The 21,189-nt window shown below is 64.7% G+C and carries 6 protein-coding genes; 3 read left to right on the top strand and 3 right to left on the bottom strand.

The features are described 5' to 3' along the window. Window positions 1-58 precede the first annotated feature (58 nt). From PSV38_RS05240 to PSV38_RS05230, 3 genes are all read right to left on the bottom strand, one after another. Entirely contained in the window at window positions 59-1,864 is a 1,806-nt protein-coding gene (locus PSV38_RS05240) for an acyl-CoA dehydrogenase (RefSeq protein ID WP_300545610.1), read from the bottom strand. 125 nt (window positions 1,865-1,989) lie between these two features. Next, window positions 1,990-2,922 (bottom strand): FAD-binding protein, encoded by a 933-nt coding sequence (locus tag PSV38_RS05235; RefSeq protein ID WP_300545607.1) that lies wholly within the window; start codon window positions 2,920-2,922, stop codon window positions 1,990-1,992. A gap of 13 nt (window positions 2,923-2,935) precedes the next feature. Beyond that, the gene (locus PSV38_RS05230) at window positions 2,936-3,685 is read right to left on the bottom strand and encodes an electron transfer flavoprotein subunit beta/FixA family protein (protein WP_300545605.1); all 750 of its coding nucleotides are present in this window, start codon (window positions 3,683-3,685) and stop codon (window positions 2,936-2,938) included. A 132-nt stretch (window positions 3,686-3,817) separates the two neighbouring features. On the opposite strand from PSV38_RS05230, the gene murI reads away from it, so the two are divergent. From murI to PSV38_RS05215, 3 genes are all read left to right on the top strand, one after another. Then, a complete protein-coding gene (murI, locus tag PSV38_RS05225; RefSeq protein WP_300545603.1) occupies window positions 3,818-4,663 on the top strand; it encodes a glutamate racemase in 846 nt (281 codons plus the stop codon). A gap of 377 nt (window positions 4,664-5,040) precedes the next feature. Next, window positions 5,041-14,247 (top strand): hypothetical protein, encoded by a 9,207-nt coding sequence (locus PSV38_RS05220; RefSeq protein WP_300545601.1) that lies wholly within the window; start codon window positions 5,041-5,043, stop codon window positions 14,245-14,247. A 112-nt stretch (window positions 14,248-14,359) separates the two neighbouring features. Beyond that, window positions 14,360-21,189: heme utilization protein (locus tag PSV38_RS05215; RefSeq protein ID WP_300545598.1), on the top strand; the 6,830-nt coding region annotated here is incomplete at its 3' end.

Below are 21,189 nucleotides of genomic sequence, written 5' to 3'. Positions count from 1 at the left end.
TCACCGGCCGAACCGAGTGAAGGGCATCCTTGCCTGGGTCAAATCAGAAAAGAATCGGTCAGAACGAATCGAGCGCCATCGCCGTCACGCTGTCGCCACCTTCGAGGATGCTGTCGCGCAAGCCGCCAATGCGGGGCAGGATGTGGTCGCCATAGAAGCTGGCGGTGGCAATCTTCGCCTTCATGAAGTCGGCATCTTCGCCAGCGTGCAAGCGGTCTTCGGCCACCAGCAAAGCACGGCCCAGTTGCCAGCCGCTGACCAGGTTGGCCGTGAGCATCAGGTAAGGCACCGAACCCGCGAACACGGCATTGGGCTTGGTGCGGACATTGGCCACGACGAAGTCCACCACCTGCAGGAAGGCCTCGCGGGCCACCTTCAGTCGCTTGGCCAGGTTCTTGGCCTGCACGCTGTCGCGCGCGGCCAATTGGCCTTCGGTGTCGGCGATCTGCGCGGCGATGGCCTTGGCCAAAGCGCCGCCATCGCGCGAGGTCTTGCGGCCGACCAGGTCATTGGCCTGGATGGCGGTCGTGCCTTCGTAGATGGGCAGGATGCGGGCATCGCGGTAGTACTGCGCCGCACCGGTTTCTTCGATGAAGCCCATGCCGCCATGCACCTGCACGCCCAGCGAGGTGATTTCGATCGAGTTCTCGGTGCTGAAACCCTTGATCAGCGGCACCAGGAATTCATACACGGCCTGGGCTTGCTTGGCCACGTCCTTGTCAGGATGGTGATGGGCCGTGTCGTAGGCGCCAGCACCCACGATGGCCATGGCACGCGCGCCTTCGATCAGCGAGCGCATGGTCATCAGCATGCGCTTGACGTCCGGGTGATGAATGATCGCGGCCGAGCCGGGCAGCGAGCCATCGACCGGGCGCGATTGCACGCGGTCTTTGGCGTAAGACACGGCCTGCTGGTACGAACGCTCGGACACGCCAATGCCCTGCACGCCCACGTCGAAGCGGGCCGCGTTCATCATGATGAACATGTATTCCAGGCCGCGGTTTTCTTCGCCCACGATGTGGCCAATGGCGCCAGCGCCCACTTCGCCCTTGTCGTCACCAAAGACCAGCACGGCGGTCGGCGAAGCCTTGATGCCCAGCTTGTCTTCAATGGACGCGCAATACACGTCGTTGCGCTTGCCATTGGAGCCGTCTTCGTTCACCAGGAACTTGGGCACCACGAACAGGCTGATGCCCTTCACGCCTTCGGGCGCGTCAGGCGTGCGGGCCAGCACCAGGTGCACGATGTTCTCGGACATGTCGTGCTCACCGTAGGTGATGAAAATCTTCTGGCCCCAGATGCGGTAGCTGTCGTCGTCCTGCTTGACGGCTTTGGAGCGCACCAGCGCCAGGTCGGAGCCGGCTTGCGGCTCGGTCAGGTTCATGGTGCCGGTCCAGGCACCTTCGATCATCTTGGGGATGTAGCGCGTCTTGAGTTCATCGTTGCCGCCGGTCAGCAGGGCTTCGATGGCGCCACCGGTCAGGATGGAGCACAGCGAGAAGCTCAGGTTGGCCGCGGTGGTGTGCTCGATGCAAGCCGCACCGATGGTCTTGGGCAGGCCCTGGCCACCAAATTCGGCGGGCTGCTGCAGGCCTTGCCAGCCGCCTTCGGCCAGCAAACGATAGGCTTCCTTGAAACCCTTGGAGGCGCGCACCACGCCGTTGTCCCAGGAGCCGTGGTCCTGGTCGCCACTCCAGTTCAGCGGGGCGACGACAGCCTCGTTGAATTTGGCCGACTCTTCGAGCACGGCCTGGGCGGTTTCGATGCCGGCATCTTCAAAGCCGGGGATCTGGGCAATCTGGTCCAGGCCAGCGAGTTCTTTCATGCAGAACAGTTGGTCTTTGACGGGGGCGCGGTAGGTCATGTTCTTCTCCGGATAACGACAAAGGGGGCACCTTGTAAGGTGCCCCCGCAAGCATCAGGCAGACGGTTTGTCTGGCATTTGCATCCGCCAATTCAGCGGTGGTTCAATCAAATCACACTAAATGATCACAGGGCCTTGATCAGCTCAGGCACGGCCGTGAACAGATCGGCTTCCAGGCCAAAGTCGGCCACTTGGAAGATCGGGGCTTCAGGGTCCTTGTTGATCGCGACGATCACCTTGGAGTCCTTCATGCCGGCCAAATGCTGGATGGCACCGGAAATACCGATGGCCACGTACAGCTGAGGCGCCACGATCTTGCCGGTTTGACCGACTTGCAGGTCGTTCGGGGCGTAGCCAGCATCAACAGCAGCGCGCGAGGCGCCCAAGGCGGCACCCAGTTTGTCGGCCAGGGGCGACAGCACGTCGTTGAACTTGTCGGACGAGCCCAGGGCACGGCCACCGGACACGATGATCTTGGCGGCGGTCAGCTCGGGGCGGTCGTTCTTGGTGACTTCACGGCCCACGAAGCTCGACGAGCCACTGTCAGCGACAGCAGCCACGGTTTCCACGGCGGCAGAACCACCGGTGGCAGCCGCCGCGTCGAAGCCGGTACCACGCACGGTCACGACCTTCACCGAATCCGTGGATTGCACGGTGGCGATGGCGTTACCAGCGTAGATTGGGCGCTCGAAGGTATCGGCACTGATGACCTTGGAGATTTCCGACACCTGGGCGACGTCCAGCTTCGCGGCGACGCGAGGCGAGATGTTCTTGCCATAGGCGGTGGCCGGGAAGAACAGGTGGCTGTAGCTCGAAGCCAGGGCCAGCACTTGGGCGGCCAGGTTTTCGGCCAGGCCGTCGGCGAACTGGGCGCCGTCGGCGTGCAGCACCTTGGTCACACCAGCGATTTGCGCGGCGGCAGCGGCAGCGGCACCGGCGTTGGAGCCTGCCACCAGCACGTGAACGTCACCACCGGCTTGCTTGGCAGCGGTGATGGTGTTGAACGTGGCGCTTTTCAGGCTGTTGTTGTCGTGTTCAGCAATGACGAGAGCGGTCATGGTTGTTGTCTCCTCAGATCACTTTGGCGTCGTTCTTGAGCTTGCTCACCAGCGTGGCAACGTCGGGCACCTTGATGCCGGCGGAGCGCTTGGGAGGCTCAGAAACCTTCAGGGTTTTGATGCGCGAAGTCACGTCGACACCCAGATCGGCAGGCTTGAGGGTTTCAAGCGGCTTCTTCTTGGCCTTCATGATGTTCGGCAGCGTGACGTAGCGGGGCTCGTTCAGGCGCAGGTCGGTCGTGATCACGGCCGGCAGGCTCAGCGACACGGTTTCCAGACCACCATCGACTTCACGGGTCACGTTGACCTTGCCACCAGCGACTTCCACCTTCGAGGCGAACGTGCCTTGTGGCAGGTTGGCCAGGGCGGCGACCATCTGGCCGGTCTGGTTGCTGTCGTCATCGATGGCTTGCTTGCCGAGGATGATCAGGTCGGGCTTTTCCTTGGCGATCAGGGCCGCCAGGATCTTGGCCACGGCCAGGGGTTGCACGTCGTCGGTCGTTTCGACCAGGATGCCGCGGTCTGCGCCAATGGCCATGGCCGTGCGCAGGGTTTCCTGGCACTGGGTCACGCCCACCGAGACGGCGATGATTTCAGTGACGATGCCTTTTTCTTTGAGGCGCGTGGCCTCTTCGACGGCGATTTCGTCGAAAGGGTTCATGCTCATCTTGACGTTGGCGATGTCCACGCCAGAACCATCAGACTTCACACGGACTTTCACGTTGTAGTCAACAACACGTTTGACCGGAACCAGAACCTTCATGCGGTGTTCTCCTGCGTCATGAGGAATATTGATAAGAGACATGCTTAAAAAAGCACGATCGTTCGATTCTAGCGCGACTTCTTGGGTTCGGACAGCGCTTACCCCCTCTATTCAGAGGAAAATAGCATTCACATGACCCAACCCGACATTGTGCCTACTGCCTTGATGCCCCCGGACACCTCTCTTGGTGAAGGATTGCGCATTGGGCTGTTCGACTCGGGTTTGGGCGGGTTGTCGGTGCTAAAAGATCTGCGGCAGCACATGCCCTTCGCGCAGCTCTTATATATAGCGGACTCGGGCAACGCCCCATATGGCGAGCGCGACGACGCCTTCATCGCCGGCCGCGCGCTAGCGATCAGCGCGTTTTTGCTGAGCCAGGGTGCGCAAGTCATCGTCGTGGCCTGCAACACGGCCACGGCCATGGCGGTGCACACCCTGCGCCAACGCTGGCCGCAGGTGCCCATCGTGGGGGTTGAACCGGGTGTCAAGCCAGCGGTCGCCTTGTCGACCAACAAGCGCATCGGCGTGCTGGCCACACCCGGCACGCTGGCCAGTGACAAATTTAAACGCTTGATTGAAGTTCACGGGCAAGCCGCCCTGATCGTGCCGCAGCCCTGCCCTGGGCTGGCCAAAGAGATCGAGGCGGGTCAACTGGACAGTCCGGCCTTGCGGGCGCTGGTCGAGGCCTTTTCCCAACCTTTGCGCGAAGCCGATGTCGACACGGTGGTGCTCGGTTGCACCCACTACCCGTTTGTGGCGCCGCTGTTTCAAAGAGCATTGGGGCCGCACGTTCGCATCATCGACACAGCTCGGGCCGTATCGCGTCAAACGCAACGTGTCAGCGCCGAGTTGCCCCGCCATGTTGACCCGAACGCCCAGCCCACCACTCAACTGTGGACCAGCGGATCGGCGCCTCATCTGGCCCAAGTGGCCGCCCGTTGGCTGCACCTGCATACCCCAGTCAGCGTATTCCCGTAATTCTGCGTTCAGCCGTTAAAAAGTAGACGGACTCGCGCCGTTTACCCCGCAGAAACATCAAGTCTCAGCATTTGGGATAAGCGGACTCCGTGATGGAGTTCACGCGCAGCCGTGTGACCGCGCTCTTCGCCACCCCTGACGAGCATCCCTCGCCTTCAGTCTATTTAGCCCGCGCCGATAAGTCCGAGGATGACTTGAAGAATCTCGCGGGCTGAAATCGGTTCTGAATGCCCCGGCTTATTCGAGCTTTGGAGGCCAGGTCCCGGATTTAGCCTCCAGACAGATCTAACAAGTTTTTTTGTTAAGCGGCTGGTTGGCGTTTTTTTTAGAGCCCCCGAAGCCGCTTTTCACTGTGATTTACCCAAGGGGTTTGATTTATGGCTTCGTTGATTCCACTGCTGTCCACCACGCAGATCGCGGCACTTTCGACCCAATCGATCGTCAACCTTTCTACCGCGGACTGGGCGCTGTTCAACACAGCCCAAATCGCCGCGCTGACGACAGCACAGATCGAAGCCATTGAGACCGCCGACATCCGGGCGCTGACCACCGCGGCGGTGACCGCCCTGACGACCGACCACGTCGTGGCACTGAACACCGCGCACCTGTCGGCGCTGAGTACGAGCCAAGTGGCCGTGCTGAACACCGCGCAGGTCTCGTCCATCGAGACCACCGACATTGGCGCGCTCAACACAGCCGCCATCCGAGTGTTGACCACCTCCGCGGTGGGCGCACTGACCACCGACCAGATCGTGGCGCTGAATTCAGCGCAGCTGGCCTCGCTGGCGACCAACCAGATCACGGCCCTGAACACCAACCAGATCGCCGCGATCGACACGGTGGACCTGCGCGCACTGACCACCGCGCAGATTGCCGCCATGACCACGGCCCAAATCTCGTCGCTGAACACCGAACAGGTCGGCGCACTGACCACCGCCGAAACCCGCGCCATCACGACGGCGGGCGTGGCCGCCTTGACCACCGATCAGATCGTGGCCTTGACCACGGTGCAGATCGCCGCTTTGAGCACCACCCAGGTCTCTGCCCTGAACACGCGCCAGATTTCGGCCATTGACACCGCCGACATCGGAGCCTTGAACACCGCCGACATCCGCGCGCTGAACACCGCCGCCGTGGCCGCGCTGACCACCGACCAAATGGTCGCCCTGACGTCGTCGCAAGTGGCTGCTTTTGCCACCACCCAGATCGCCGCGCTGACCACCGACCAGATCGCCGCCATCGAAACCACCGACGTGGCCATGATGACCACCGCCCAGGTGGCCGCGTTCAACACCGCCCATGTGGCCGCCTTGACCACCGACCAGGTCGGGGTCTTGACAACCTCCGATGTGCGGGCCCTGAGCACCGCCGCTGTGAGAGCCCTGACCACCGATCAGATCGTGGCCCTGAACACCGCGCAGATCGCTGCCCTGGTGACCACCCAAGTGGCCGCCCTGAACACCGCCCAGGTGTCGTCGATCGACACCAGCGACATCAGCGCCCTGAACACCGCCAGCATGCGGGCCTTGACGACGGCCGCCGTGGCCGCGTTGACCACTGATCAGATCGCGGCCCTGAGCTCGTCCCAAGTGGCTGCCTTGGCCACCAACCAGGTTGCCGTGCTGAACACGACGCAGGTGTCGGCCATCGAAACCGCCGACCTGGCCGCCATGAACACCGCGCAAGTGGCCGCGTTCAACACCGCCCAGTTGGCATCGCTGACCACCGACCAGATCGGTACTCTGTCCACCGCTGCGGTGCGTGTGCTGACCACCGCTGGCGTGGCCGCCCTGACGACCGACCAGATCGTCGCGCTGAACACCGCACAGATTGCCGCCCTGGGCACGACCCAGGTGGGCGCTTTGAACACAGCCCAAGTGTCGGCCATTGACACCAGCGACATTGGTGCGCTGAACACCGCCAGCATCCGCGCCCTCACCACCGCCGCCATCAATGCCTTGACGACTGATCAAGTCGTCGCCTTGGGTTCGGCCCAAGTCGCCGCGCTGGCCACCAACCAGGTCGCCGCACTGCGCACCGACCAGATCGCCGCCATTGAAACGGCTGATCTGCGCGTGATGACCACCGCCCAGGTCGCCGTCTTCAACACGGCGCAAGTGGCTGCCTTGACCACGGACCAGATCGGCGCACTGAACACCGCCGATGTGCGGGCCTTGACCACCGCAGGCATTGCCGCGCTGACCACGGACCAGATCGCGGCACTGAACTCGGCCCAGGTTGCCGCCCTGGGCACCAACCAGGTCGCCGCCCTGACGTCGAACCAGGTCTCGGCCATCGAGACGACCGACATCAGCGCCCTGAACACCGCCAACATCCGCGCGTTCAACACGGTCGCCGTGGGCGCCTTGAGCACTGACCAGATCGCGGCACTGTCCTCAACCCAGGTCGCCTCGCTGAGCACCAGCCAAGTCGCCGCGCTGACCACCGACCAGGTGGCCGCCATTGAAACCACCGACTTGCGCGTGCTGACCACCGCTCAGGCCGCTGCGCTGAACACGGCGCAAGTGGCCGCCCTGACAACCGACCAGATCTCGGTCCTGAACACCGCGGACGTGCGCGCCCTGAGCACCGCTGCCGCAGGCGCACTGACGACCGACCAGATCGTGGCGCTGAACTCGGCCCAAGTGGCCGCCCTGTCCACCTCGCAAGTGGCTGCGCTGACCTCCACCCAGGTGTCGTCGATCGAGACGACCGACATCAGTGCCTTGAACACGGCCAGCATCCGCGTGCTGAATTCGGTGGCGGTCACAGGCCTGACGACCGACCAGATCGGCGCCTTGAGCACCACACAGGTGGCCGCCCTGGGCACGAGCCAGGTGGCGGTGCTGACCACCGACCAGGTCGTCGCCTTGAACTCGGCACAGATCGGTGCATTGGGCACCAGCCAAGTCGCCGCCCTGAACACTGCCCAGGCATCGTCGATTGAAACCAGCGACATCAGCGGCCTGAACACATCCAGTGTTCGGGCCCTGACCACCGCCGCCATCGCCGCGCTGACCACCGACCAGGTGGTGGCGCTGAGCTCGACCCAAGTGGCCTCGCTGGGCACCAACCAGGTGGCCGTGTTGACGACCGACCAGGTCGCCGCCATTGAAACCGCCGACCTGCGCGTCATGACCACCGCCCAGGTCGCGGTGCTGAACACCGCCCAGGCCGCTGCAATGACCACCGACCAAGTCGGCGTGCTGACCACCAGCGAAGTTCGGGCCTTGAGCACGGCCGCCGTTGGCGCGTTGACCACCGACCAGATCGTGGCGTTGAATTCGGCCCAGGTCGCGTCGCTGTCCACCACGCAGGTCACCGCGCTGAACACCAACCAAGTCGCCGCCATCGAGACCGCCGACATCGGCGCCTTGACCACCGCCGACGTGCGGGTCTTGAGCACGGCTGCCATCGCGGCGCTGACCACCGACCAGATTGTGGCCCTGACTTCGACGCAGATTGCGTCCTTGTCCACCACCCAGATCGCCGCCTTGACCACCAACCAGGTCTCGCCGATCGAGACACTGGACGTGCGCGCCCTGACCACAGCGCAAGTCGCCACGCTGAACAGCGCACAGATCGTGACGCTGACCACCGACCAGGTCGGCGCCTTGAACACCGCCAACGTTCGCGCCCTGAACACCGCGGCCATGGCCGCCCTGACCACCGACCAGATCGTGGCTTTGAACTCTGCGCAGATTGCCGCCATGTCCACCAGCCAGGTCGCCGTGCTGAACACTGCCCAGGTGTCGGCCATTGAAACCTCCGACATTGGCGCCCTGAACACCGCCAGTGTGCGAGCCTTGACAACAGCCGCCATCGGTGCCTTGACCACTGACCAGATCTCTGTGCTGACCTCGGCACAAGCCGCCGCGTTGAGCACCAACCAGGTCACGTCCCTGACCACCGATCAAGTGGTTGCACTGAGCACCACACAGATCAGCGGGCTGGGCACCAGCCAGATCGCAGCCTTCAACACCGCCCAGGTGGCGGCCATCGAGACGGCCGACATCGGCGCCTTGAACACGGCGGCCATCCGCGCCCTGAACACCGCCAACGTCGGTGCCTTGACCACCGACCAGGTCGCTGCGCTGAGCTCCACGCAAGTGGCTGCGCTGTCCACGACCCAGGTCGTCGCACTGAACACGAACCAGATCAGTTCGATCGAAACCGCCGACCTGAAGGCCATGACCACGGCCCAAATTGCCGTGTTGAACACGGCACAGGTCGCCTCGCTGACCACCGACCAGATCAGCGTGTTGACCACGGCTGAAGCGCGCGCCATCAACACCGCTGGCGTCGCCGCCCTGACCACCGATCAGATCGTGGCGCTGAACACCGCGCAGATCGCAGCGTTGGGCACCAACCAGATCGCCGTGCTGAACACGGCCCAGGTGGCCGCCATTGAAACCACGGACATCGGTGCACTCAACACCGCCGACATCCGCGCCCTGACTACCGCCGCCGTCGGTGCACTGACCACGGACCAGGTCGTGAACCTGAACACGGCCCAGGTGGCCGCGTTCGCCACGACCCAGATCGGCGCGATGAGCACCGACCAGATCGCCGCCATCGAGACCACCGATGTGAAGGCCCTGACGACCGCACAGATGGCCGCCTTGAACACGGCCCAAGTCGCCTCGCTGACCACCGACCAGGTGACCGTGCTGAACACGGCCAGCGTGCGCGCCCTGACCACCGCAGGCGTCGCAGCCCTGACCACCGACCAGATCGTGGCACTGGCCACTGACCAGATCAGCGCCTTGGGCACGAACCAGGTCGCTGTGCTGAACACCGCCCAGGTCGCCGCCATCGAGACCGCCGACATCGGCGCCTTGAACACCGCCCACGTTCGGGCATTGAGCACCGCCGCTGTCGGCGCCCTGACGACCGACCAGGTCGCGGCCATGACCTCGACGCAAGTGGCTGCTTTCGCGACGACACAGATTGGTGCGATGAACACCAACCAGATCGGTGCGATTGAAACTGCCGACCTGAAGGCCATGACCACGGCCCAGATCGCCAGCCTGAACACCGCCCAGGTGGCCTCGCTGACCACTGATCAGGTGGGCGTGCTGACCACGGCCGAAGCCCGCGCCATCACCACGGCGGGCATCGCTGCCTTGACCACCGACCAGATCGTCGCCTTCAACACGGTCCAGATCTCTGCCTTGGGCACCAACCAGGTCGCTGTGCTGAACACGGCCCAGGTGGCTGCCATCGAGACCACCGACATCGGCGCCCTGAACACGGCCGACATCCGCGCCTTGAACACAGCAGCGGCCGGCGCACTGACCACGGACCAGATCGCGGCCTTGACCTCGACGCAAGTGGCGTCGTTCTCCACGGCGCAGATCGCCGCGATGAACACCAACCAGATCGGCGCCATTGAAACCGCCGACCTGAAGGCCATGACCACGGCCCAGATCGCCAGCCTGAACACCGCCCAAGTGGCCTCGCTGACCACCGACCAGGTCGGCGCGTTGACCACGGCCGAAACCCGTGCCATCACCACCGCGGGCATCGCTGCCCTGACCACGGATCAGATCGTCGCCTTCAACACCGTCCAGATCGCCGCCCTGAGCACCAGCCAGGTCGCCAACCTGAACACCGCGCAAGTGGCCGCCATCGAGACCACCGACATCGGCGCCCTGAACACGGCCGACATCCGCGCCTTGAACACGGCCTCCGTCGGTGCCTTGACGACCGACCAGATCGCGTTGATGACCTCGACCCAGATCGCCGCCTTTGGCACCAGCCAGATCGCCGCGATGAACACCACTCAGATCAGTGCCATTGAAACCGCTGACCTGAAGGCCATGACCACGGCCCAGATCGCCAGCCTGAACACGGCCCAAGTGGCCTCGCTGACCACCGACCAGGTGGGCGCGTTGACCACGGCTGAGACCCGTGCCATCACCACGGCGGGCATCGCTGCCCTGACCACGGATCAGATCGTCGCCTTCAACACGGTTCAAGTTGCGGCCCTGGGCACCAGCCAGATCGCGAATCTGAACACCGCCCAGGTGGCTGCCATCGAGACCACCGACATCGGTGCCCTGAACACGGCCAGCATCCGCGCCCTGAACACGGCCTCCATCGGCGCTTTGACGACCGACCAAGTCGCCGTCATGACCTCGACGCAACTGGCCGCGCTGAGCACCACCCAGGTCGGCGCATTGACAACGACCCAGGTCTCATCGATTGAAACGGCCGACCTGAAGGCCATGACCACGGCCCAGATCGCCAGCCTAAACACGGCCCAAATCGCCTCGCTGACCACCGACCAGATCGGCGTGCTGACCACGGCCGAAACCCGTGCCATCACCACGGCGGGCATCGCTGCCTTGACCACCGACCAGATTGTCGCTTTCAACACGGTTCAAATTGCCGCCCTGAGCACCAGCCAGGTCGCCAACCTGAACACCGCGCAAGTGGCCGCCATCGAGACCACCGACATCGGCGCCCTGAACACGGCCGACATCCGCGCCTTGAACACGGCCTCCGTCGGTGCCTTGACGACCGACCAGATCGCGTTGATGACCTCGACCCAGATCGCCGCCTTTGGCACCAGCCAGATCGCCGCGATGAACACCACTCAGATCAGTGCCATTGAAACCGCTGACCTGAAGGCCATGACCACGGCCCAGATCGCCAGCCTGAACACGGCCCAAGTGGCCTCGCTGACCACCGACCAGGTGGGCGCGTTGACCACGGCTGAGACCCGTGCCATCACCACGGCGGGCATCGCTGCCCTGACCACGGATCAGATCGTCGCCTTCAACACGGTTCAAGTTGCGGCCCTGGGCACCAGCCAGATCGCGAATCTGAACACCGCCCAGGTGGCTGCCATCGAGACCACCGACATCGGTGCCCTGAACACGGCCAGCATCCGCGCCCTGAACACGGCCTCCATCGGCGCTTTGACGACCGACCAAGTCGCCGTCATGACCTCGACGCAACTGGCCGCGCTGAGCACCACCCAGGTCGGCGCATTGACAACGACCCAGGTCTCATCGATTGAAACGGCCGACCTGAAGGCCATGACCACGGCCCAGATCGCCAGCCTAAACACGGCCCAAATCGCCTCGCTGACCACCGACCAGATCGGCGTGCTGACCACGGCCGAAACCCGTGCCATCACCACGGCGGGCATCGCTGCCTTGACCACCGACCAGATTGTCGCTTTCAACACGGTTCAAATTGCCGCCCTGAGCACCAGCCAGGTCGCCAACCTGAACACCGCGCAAGTCGCTGCCATCGAGACCACCGACATCGGCGCCCTGAACACGGCCGACATCCGCGCCCTGACCACCACCCTGGTCGGTGCCCTGACCACTGATCAGATCGCGGTCATGACTTCCACCCAGTTGGCGGCGTTGGCCACCTCCCAGGTCGCGGCACTGAACACCGCGCAAGTGGCCGCCATTGAAACCGCCGACCTGAAGGCCATGACCACGGCCCAGATCGCTGGCCTGACCACCACGCAAGTGGCCTCGCTGACCACCGACCAGATCGGTGTGCTGACCACGGCCGAGGCACGCGCCTTGACCACGGCCGGCATCGCCGCCCTGACCACCGACCAGATCGTGGCGCTGAACACCGCCCAGATCAACGCCCTGGCGTCGACCCAAGTGGCAGCCTTGACCACGGCCCAGGTGGTCGCGATCGAGACCACCGACATTGGCGCCCTGACCACCGCCAACATCCGCGCCCTGACCACGGCTGGCGTGGCTGCGCTGACCACGGACCAAGTCGCTGCGCTGAGCACCACTCAGATCGGCGCCCTGTCCACCTCGCAGATCTCTGCGCTGAACACCACGCAGATCTCGTCCATCGAGACCACCGACCTGAAGGCCATGACCACGGCCCAGATCGCTGGCTTGAACACGGCGCAAGTGGCCTCTTTGACCACCGACCAGATCGGTGTGCTGACCACGGCGGAGGCCCGCGCCTTCACCACCGTCGGCATCGCCGCCCTGACCACCGACCAGATCGCCGCGCTGAACACCACGCAAATCGGCGCCCTGTCCACCTCGCAAATCGCCGCCTTGACCACGGCCCAGGTCGCAGCGATTGAAACCACCGACATCGGTGCACTCAACACCGCCGACATCCGCGCCCTGACCACGGCTGGCCTGGCCGCCCTGACCACGGATCAGATCGTGGCCATGACCTCGACGCAGATTTCGGCCTTCGCCACCAGCCAGATCGGCTCGCTGACCACCAACCAGATCGCCGCCATCGAAACGAGCGACCTGCGTCTGATGACCACGGCCCAGGTCGCGGCCTTCAACACCGCCCAGGTCACCTCGTTCGGCACCGACCAGATCGCGGCCCTGACCACCGCGCAAGTGGTGGCCCTGACCACGACCAACGTCGCGGCACTGACCTCGACGGAAGTCCAGGCCTTTGACACGGTGGCCATGCAGGCACTGACCAGCACTCAGGTCGCCGCGCTGAACACCCACGCGATCGCCAGCCTGGACACGGCCGACATCCAGACCTTCAGCACCGCCGACATCCGCGCCATGACCACGGTGCAGATCAGCAACCTGAACACCGAGGCGGTCGCGGCCTTCACCACGGCGCAGTTCCATGAACTGACCACCACGCAGATGCAGTCGTTCACCACGGACCAGATCGTGGCCCTGGAGACCACCGACCTGGCAGCCTTGAGCATGAGCCAGAGCGTGGCCTTCACGTCGACGCAAATCGGGGCGATGACCGGCGCCCAGGTGGATGCCCTGATCTCTGCTTCGCCCATCGTGCTGGACCTGAACGGTGACGGGGTGCACACCAACTCGGCCGCCCATGGCAACCGCTTCGACCTGAATGCCACCGGCGCGACCAGCCAACACGGCTGGACCTCTTCTGGCGACGGCCTGCTGGTGATGGATCGCAACCATGACGGCTCCATCAACGACGGCACCGAACTGTTCGGCACCGGCACGGTCCTGGCCAATGGTCAGCGCGCTGGCGACGGCTACGCCGCCTTGAGAGAGCTGGACTCCAATCAAGACGGCAAGATCACTGCCACCGACGCCACCTTCAAGGACCTGCAGGTCTGGGTCGATGGCAACGGTGATGGCATCACCAACGCTGGCGAGCTCAAGACCTTGGCCAGCCTGGGCATCATCGAGTTGGACCTGGGGGCCAAGACCGGCACGGAAATCGACAACGGCAACTTGCTGGGCCTGGTCTCTGGTTACAAGACTTCGGACGGCGCAACGCACGACATGGCCGATGTCTGGTTCAGCAAGGAAGTCGCCAGCACGACGACCACCGCCACGACCATCCCGGTGGACGACGCCAACCTGCACACCACGGTGCAAGCGTCGGCAGCCGCCACGGCCACCGGCGCGGCAGGCGAGGACGGCACCAAACCGGCCACGCCTCTGGCAGTCAGCGCCCACGATGTCTTGTCCGACCGAGGCGAGGACTTGCTGGCAGGCCAGGCAGATTCCAACGCCAGCCACGCGACATTGAATGTGGCCTCGGTCACACACCATGACCTGCCGCTGGTACCGATCGACCACACGCAACTGATCGACGACAAGCAGAACAACCTGCTGATCTGACATCTGACACAGACAGGCTGGGCCACCGAGAGGTGCCCAGCCTCAAGTCTTTGAAATCTTGACCGATATTTTTGCTTACATGCCAAAAACACTGGCTGAAAAAGGGTAGACCATGTCCTCGCTGATTCCGATGTACTCGACCACGCAAATCGCTGCGTTGTCCACCCAATCGATCGTCAACCTCTCCACGGAGGACTGGGCCGCTTTTAACACCGCTCAAGTCGCAGCCTTGACCTCGGTCCAGGTCGCGGCCATCCAGACCGCCGACCTGCGGGCACTGACCACGGCGGCTGTGGCCGCGCTGGTCACCGACAACATCGTTGCGCTGACCTCGGCGCAGGTGGCCGCTTTGTCCACAACGCAGCTGTCGGTGTTGACAAGCAGCCAGGTGGCTGCCATCGAAACCACCGATCTGGTCGGATTGAGCACCGCAGGACTGCGGGCAATGAGCACCGCGGCCATCGCCGCCATGACCACGGACCAGGTCGCGACACTGAACTCAAGCCAGATCGCCTCGCTGAGCAGCAGCCAGGTGGCCGGCATGACGACCAGCCAGATCGCCGCCATCGAAACCGGCGACATCAAGGCCATGTCCACCGCCCAGATCGCCGCAATGAACACCGCGCAGGTGGCCTCCTTCGGCACGGACCAGATCGCGGTCCTGACCACGGCTGGCGCACGCGCCCTGAACACGGCCAACACCGCCGCGTTGACCACTGACCAGATCGCGGCACTGACATCGGCTCAAGTGGCCGCACTCGGCACCAACCAGGTCGCCGCGATGACGACCAGCCAGATCGCCGCCATTGAAACGGGCGACCTCAAGGCCTTCACCACGGCCCAAATCGCCGGCTTGAACACCGCCCAGGTGGCCGCGCTGACCACGGACCAGATCGGTGCGCTGACCACGGCCGAAGTCCGTGCGCTGACCACCGCCAGTACCGCCGCCCTGACCACGGCCCAGATCGCGGCCCTGGATTCGGCCCAAGTCGCTGCACTGGGCACCCACCAGATTGCCGCCCTGACGACCGCCCAGGTCGCCGCCATTGAAACCACCGACATCGTTGGCCTGAACACGGCCAGCGTTCGCGCCTTGACCACCGCGGGTGTCGCCGCGCTGGGCACCGACCAGATCGTTGCGCTGAACACCACTCAGGCATCCGCCCTGTCGACCAGTCAGGTCGCCGCGCTGACCACCACGCAGGTCGCCGCCATTGAAACCAATGATCTGAAGGCGCTGACCACGGCCCAGATCGCTGGATTGACCACCGCCCAAGTCGCGGCTCTGGGCACGGATCAGATTGCTGTGTTGACCACGGCCGAAGTCCGTGCCTTGACCACCGTCGGCACCGCCGCCTTGACCACGGCACAAATCGCTGCATTGGATTCAAGCCAGGTTGCCGCACTGGGCAGCGCCCAGATTGCCGCCTTGACGACCGCGCAGGTTGCGGCCATTGAAACCACCGACATCGTCGGCCTGAACACGGCCAGCGTCCGCGCCCTCACGACCGCTGGTGTGGCTGCGCTGACCACCGATCAGATCGCCGCGCTGAACACGAACCAAGCCTCGGCTTTGTCCACCAGCCAGATCGCCGCTTTGACGACCACGCAAGTGGCCGCCATCGAAACCACCGACATCAAGGCCCTGACCACGGCGCAGGTTGCCGCACTGAACACCGCGCAGGTGGCTGTCCTCGGCACCGACCAGGTCGCTGCCCTGACCACGGCCGAAGTGCGTGCCCTGACCACCGCAGGCACCGCCGCCCTGACCACGGATCAAGTCGCCGCCCTGAACTCGGCACAGGTGGGCGCCTTAGGCACCCATCAGATCGCCGCCTTGACGACGGCCCAAGTGGCCGCCATCGAGACCACTGACATCTCGGCCCTGAGCACCGCCAGTGTCCGCGCTTTGACGACGGCGGGTGTCGCCGCGCTGACGACTGATCAAGTCGCCAACCTGAGCACGGCCCAGGCCGCTGCCTTGAGCACCGCCCAGGTGGCCGCCATGACGACCACGCAAGTGGCCGCGATCGAAACCACCGACATCAAGGCCCTGACCACCGCTCAGATTGCTGGCCTGAACACCGCGCAAGTGGCGGTTCTGGGCACCGATCAGGTCGCTGTCCTGACCACCGCTGAAGTGCGGGCCTTGACCACCGCTGGCACCGCCGCGCTGACCACCTCGCAAGTCGCGGCCCTGGACTCGGCCCAAGTCGCCGCGCTGGGGAGCAACCAGATTGCCGCCTTGACGACCGCTCAGGTCGCCGCCATCGAGACCGCCGACATCGCCGGTTTGAACACCGCCAATGTCCGCGCCCTCACGACCGCTGGTGTGGCTGCACTGACCACCGACCAGATCGTCGCGCTGAACACGAGCCAGGCCTCGGCTTTGTCGACTGCCCAAGTGGCCGCCCTGACAACCACGCAAGTGGCCGCCATCGAAACCACCGACATCAAGGCCCTGACCACCGCCCAGATCGCCGCACTGAACACCGCGCAAGTGGCCGCACTGGGCACTGACCAGATTGCGGTGCTGACCACGGCCGAAGTCCGTGCGCTGACCACCGCCGGTACCGCCGCACTGACCACGACCCAAGTGGCCGCGCTGGATTCCGCTCAAGTGGCCGCACTGGGTACCCACCAGATTGCCGCTCTGACGACCGCCCAGGTCGCCGCCATCGAAACCACCGACATCGTCGGCCTGAACACGGCCAGCGTTCGCGCCTTGACCACCGCCGGTATCGCCGCGCTGACCACCGACCAGGTCGCTGCGCTGAACACGAGCCAAGCCTCGGCTTTGTCGACAGCCCAAGTGGCAGCCTTGACGACCACGCAAGTGGCCGCCATCGAAACCACCGACATCAAGGCCCTGACCACCGCTCAAATCGCTGCACTGAACACCGCGCAAGTCGCTGTCCTGGGCACCGATCAGGTCGCTGTTTTGACCACCGCTGAAGTGCGCGCTCTAACCACCGCTGGCACCGCTGCGCTGACCACTTCGCAAGTTGCGGCCCTGGATTCGGCCCAAGTCGCTGCCTTGGGTTCCACACAGGTCGCTGCACTCACCACCGCCCAAGTCGCGGCCATCGAAACCACCGACATCGTTGGCCTGAACACGGCCAGCGTTCGCGCCCTGACCACCGCGGGTGTCGCTGCGCTGACCACCGACCAGATCGTCGCGCTGAACACGACCCAGGCCTCGGCCTTGTCGACCAGCCAAGTGGCTGCCCTGACGACCACACAAGTGGCCGCCATCGAGACCACCGACATCAAGGCCTTGACCACCGCTCAGATCGCCGCGCTGAACACCGCGCAAGTGGCCGCACTGGGCACTGACCAGATTGCAGTCCTGACCACCGCCGAAGTGCGTGCCCTGACCACCGCTGGCACCGCCGCACTGACCACCTCGCAAGTCGCGGCTCTGGACTCGGCCCAAGTCGCCGCTTTGGGCACCTCCCAGGTCGCTGCACTCACGACCGCCCAAGTCGCCGCCATTGAGACCACCGACATCGGTGCCTTGAACACCGCCAGCGTCCGCGCCCTGACCACGGCAGGTGTCGCAGCCTTGACCACTGACCAAGTCGCCACGCTGAACACGACGCAAGCCTCGGCTTTGTCCACCGCTCAAGTCGGCGCCCTGACGACCACGCAAGTGGCCGCCATCGAAACCACCGACATCAAGGCTCTAACCACCGCCCAGATCGCTGCGCTGAACACCGCGCAAGTGGCTGTTCTGGGCACCGATCAGGTCGCCGTCCTGACCACCGCCGAAGTGCGTGCCTTGACCACCGCTGGCACCGCTGCACTGACCACGGATCAAGTCGCCGCGCTCAACTCGGCTCAGTTGGCTGGCCTGGGCACCCACCAGATTGCCGCCTTGACGACCGCCCAAGTGGCCGCCATTGAAACCACCGACATCGCTGCATTGAACACGGCCAGCATCCGCGCCTTCAGCACGGCCGGGGTTGCCGCACTGACCACCGACCAGATCGCCAACCTGAGCACCGCCCAGGCTGCCGCCCTGAGCACCACCCAAGTCGGCGCCCTGACGACCACCCAAGTGGCCGCCATCGAAACCACCGACATCAAGGCCATGACCACGGCTCAGATTGCGGCACTGAACACCGCCCAAGTGGCTATCCTGGGCACCGATCAGGTTGCTGTCCTGACCACCGCCGAGGCCCGTGCCCTGACGACGGCCGGCACCGCGGCCCTGACCACGGATCAAGTCGCTGCGCTCAACTCGGCTCAGTTGGCTGCCTTGGGCACCCACCAGATTGCCGCCTTGACGACCGCCCAAGTGGCCGCCATCGAGACCACCGACATCTCGGCCCTGAGCACCGCCAGCGTCCGCGCCTTCACCACCGCGGGTGTCGCTGCGCTGACGACTGACCAGATCGCCAACCTGAGCACGGCCCAGGCTTCAGCCTTGTCCACCGCTCAAGTCGGCGCCCTGACGACCACGCAAGTGGCCGCCATCGAAACCACCGACGTCAAGGCACTGACCACCGCTCAGATCGCCGCGCTGAACACCGCGCAAGTGGCGGTCCTGGGCACTGATCAGGTCGCTGTCCTGACCACCGCCGAAGTGCGTGCCCTGACCACCGCTGGCACCGCCGCACTGACCACCTCGCAAGTCGCGGCTCTGGACTCGGCCCAAGTCGCCGCTTTGGGCACCTCCCAGGTCGCTGCACTCACGACCGCCCAAGTCGCCGCCATTGAGACCACCGACATCGGTGCCTTGAACACCGCCAGCGTCCGCGCCCTGACCACGGCAGGTGTCGCAGCCTTGACCACTGACCAAGTCGCCACGCTGAACACGACGCAAGCCTCGGCTTTGTCCACCGCTCAAGTCGGCGCCCTGACGACCACGCAAGTGGCCGCCATCGAAACCACCGACATCAAGGCTCTAACCACCGCCCAGATCGCTGCGCTGAACACCGCGCAAGTGGCTGTTCTGGGCACCGATCAGGTCGCGGCCCTGACCACCGCTGAAGCGCGGGCCCTGACCACCGCAGGCACTGCGGCCCTGACCACGGATCAAGTCGCTGCGCTCAACTCGGCTCAGTTGGCTGCCCTGGGCACCCACCAGATTGCCGCCTTGACGACCGCCCAAGTGGCTGCCATCGAGACCACCGACATCTCGGCCCTGAGCACCGCCAGCGTCCGCGCCTTCACCACCGCGGGTGTCGCTGCGCTGACGACTGACCAGATCGCCAACCTGAGCACGGCCCAGGCTTCAGCCTTGTCCACCGCTCAAGTCGGCGCCCTGACGACCACGCAAGTGGCCGCCATCGAAACCACCGACATCAAGGCTCTAACCACCGCCCAGATCGCTGCGCTGAACACCGCGCAAGTGGCTGTTCTGGGCACCGATCAGGTCGCCGTCCTGACCACCGCCGAAGTGCGTGCCTTGACCACCGCTGGCACCGCTGCACTGACCACGGATCAAGTCGCCGCGCTCAACTCGGCTCAGTTGGCTGGCCTGGGCACCCACCAGATTGCCGCCTTGACGACCGCCCAAGTGGCCGCCATTGAAACCACCGACATCTCGGCACTGAGCACCGCCAGCGTCCGCGCCTTCACCACTGCCGGTGTCGCTGCACTGACGACTGACCAAATCGCCAACCTGAGCACGGCGCAGGCCTCGGCCTTGTCCACCGCCCAAGTGGCCGCCCTGACGACCACGCAAGTGGCCGCCATCGAGACCACCGACATCAAGGCCATGACCACGGCCCAGATCGCTGCACTGAACACCGCCCAAGTCGCTGTCCTGGGCACTGATCAGGTCGCCGTCCTGACCACCGCTGAAGTGCGCGCCTTGACCACCGCTGGCACCGCCGCACTGACCACGGATCAAGTCGCCGCGCTCAACTCGGCTCAGTTGGCTGGCCTGGGCACCCACCAGATTGCCGCCTTGACGACCGCCCAAGTGGCCGCCATTGAAACCACCGACATCTCGGCACTGAGCACCGCCAGCGTCCGCGCCTTCACCACTGCCGGTGTCGCTGCACTGACGACTGACCAAATCGCCAACCTGAGCACGGCGCAGGCCTCGGCCTTGTCCACCGCCCAAGTGGCCGCCCTGACGACCACGCAAGTGGCCGCCATCGAAACCACCGACATCAAGGCCCTGACCACCGCCCAGATCGCTGCCCTGAACACCGCGCAAGTGGCTGTCCTCGGCACCGATCAGGTCGCCGTCCTGACCACCGCCGAAGTGCGCGCCCTGACCACGGCAGGCACCGCAGCCCTGACCACCTCGCAAGTCGCTGCGCTCAACTCGGCTCAATTGGCTGGCCTGGGCACCCACCAGATTGCCGCCTTGACGACCGCCCAAGTGGCCGCCATTGAAACCACCGACATCTCGGCACTGAGCACCGCCAGCGTCCGCGCCTTCACCACTGCCGGTGTCGCTGCACTGACGACTGACCAAATCGCCAACCTGAGCACGGCGCAGGCCTCGGCCTTGTCCACCGCCCAAGTGGCCGCCCTGACGACCACGCAAGTGGCCGCCATCGAGACCACCGACATCAAGGCCATGACCACGGCCCAGATCGCTGCACTGAACACCGCCCAAGTCGCTGTCCTGGGCACTGATCAGGTCGCCGTCCTGACCACCGCTGAAGTGCGCGCCTTGACCACCGCTGGCACCGCCGCACTGACCACGGATCAAGTCGCCGCGCTCAACTCGGCTCAGTTGGCTGGCCTGGGCACCCACCAGATTGCCGCCTTGACGACCGCCCAAGTGGCCGCCATTGAAACCACCGACATCGCTGCATTGAACACGGCCAGCATCCGCGCCTTCAGCACGGCCGGGGTTGCCGCACTGACCACCGACCAGATCGCCAACCTGAGCACCGCCCAGGCTGCCGCCCTGAGCACCACCCAAGTGGCCGCCCTGACGACCACGCAAGTGGCCGCCATCGAAACCACCGACAT

It is taken from the genome of Aquabacterium sp. (genome assembly GCF_029946005.1).
In the GTDB taxonomy this organism is placed as follows: domain Bacteria; phylum Pseudomonadota; class Gammaproteobacteria; order Burkholderiales; family Burkholderiaceae_C; genus Aquabacterium.
Note: the sequence above shows the minus strand (reverse complement) of the source record. Positions and strands in the feature narration are given on the sequence as shown.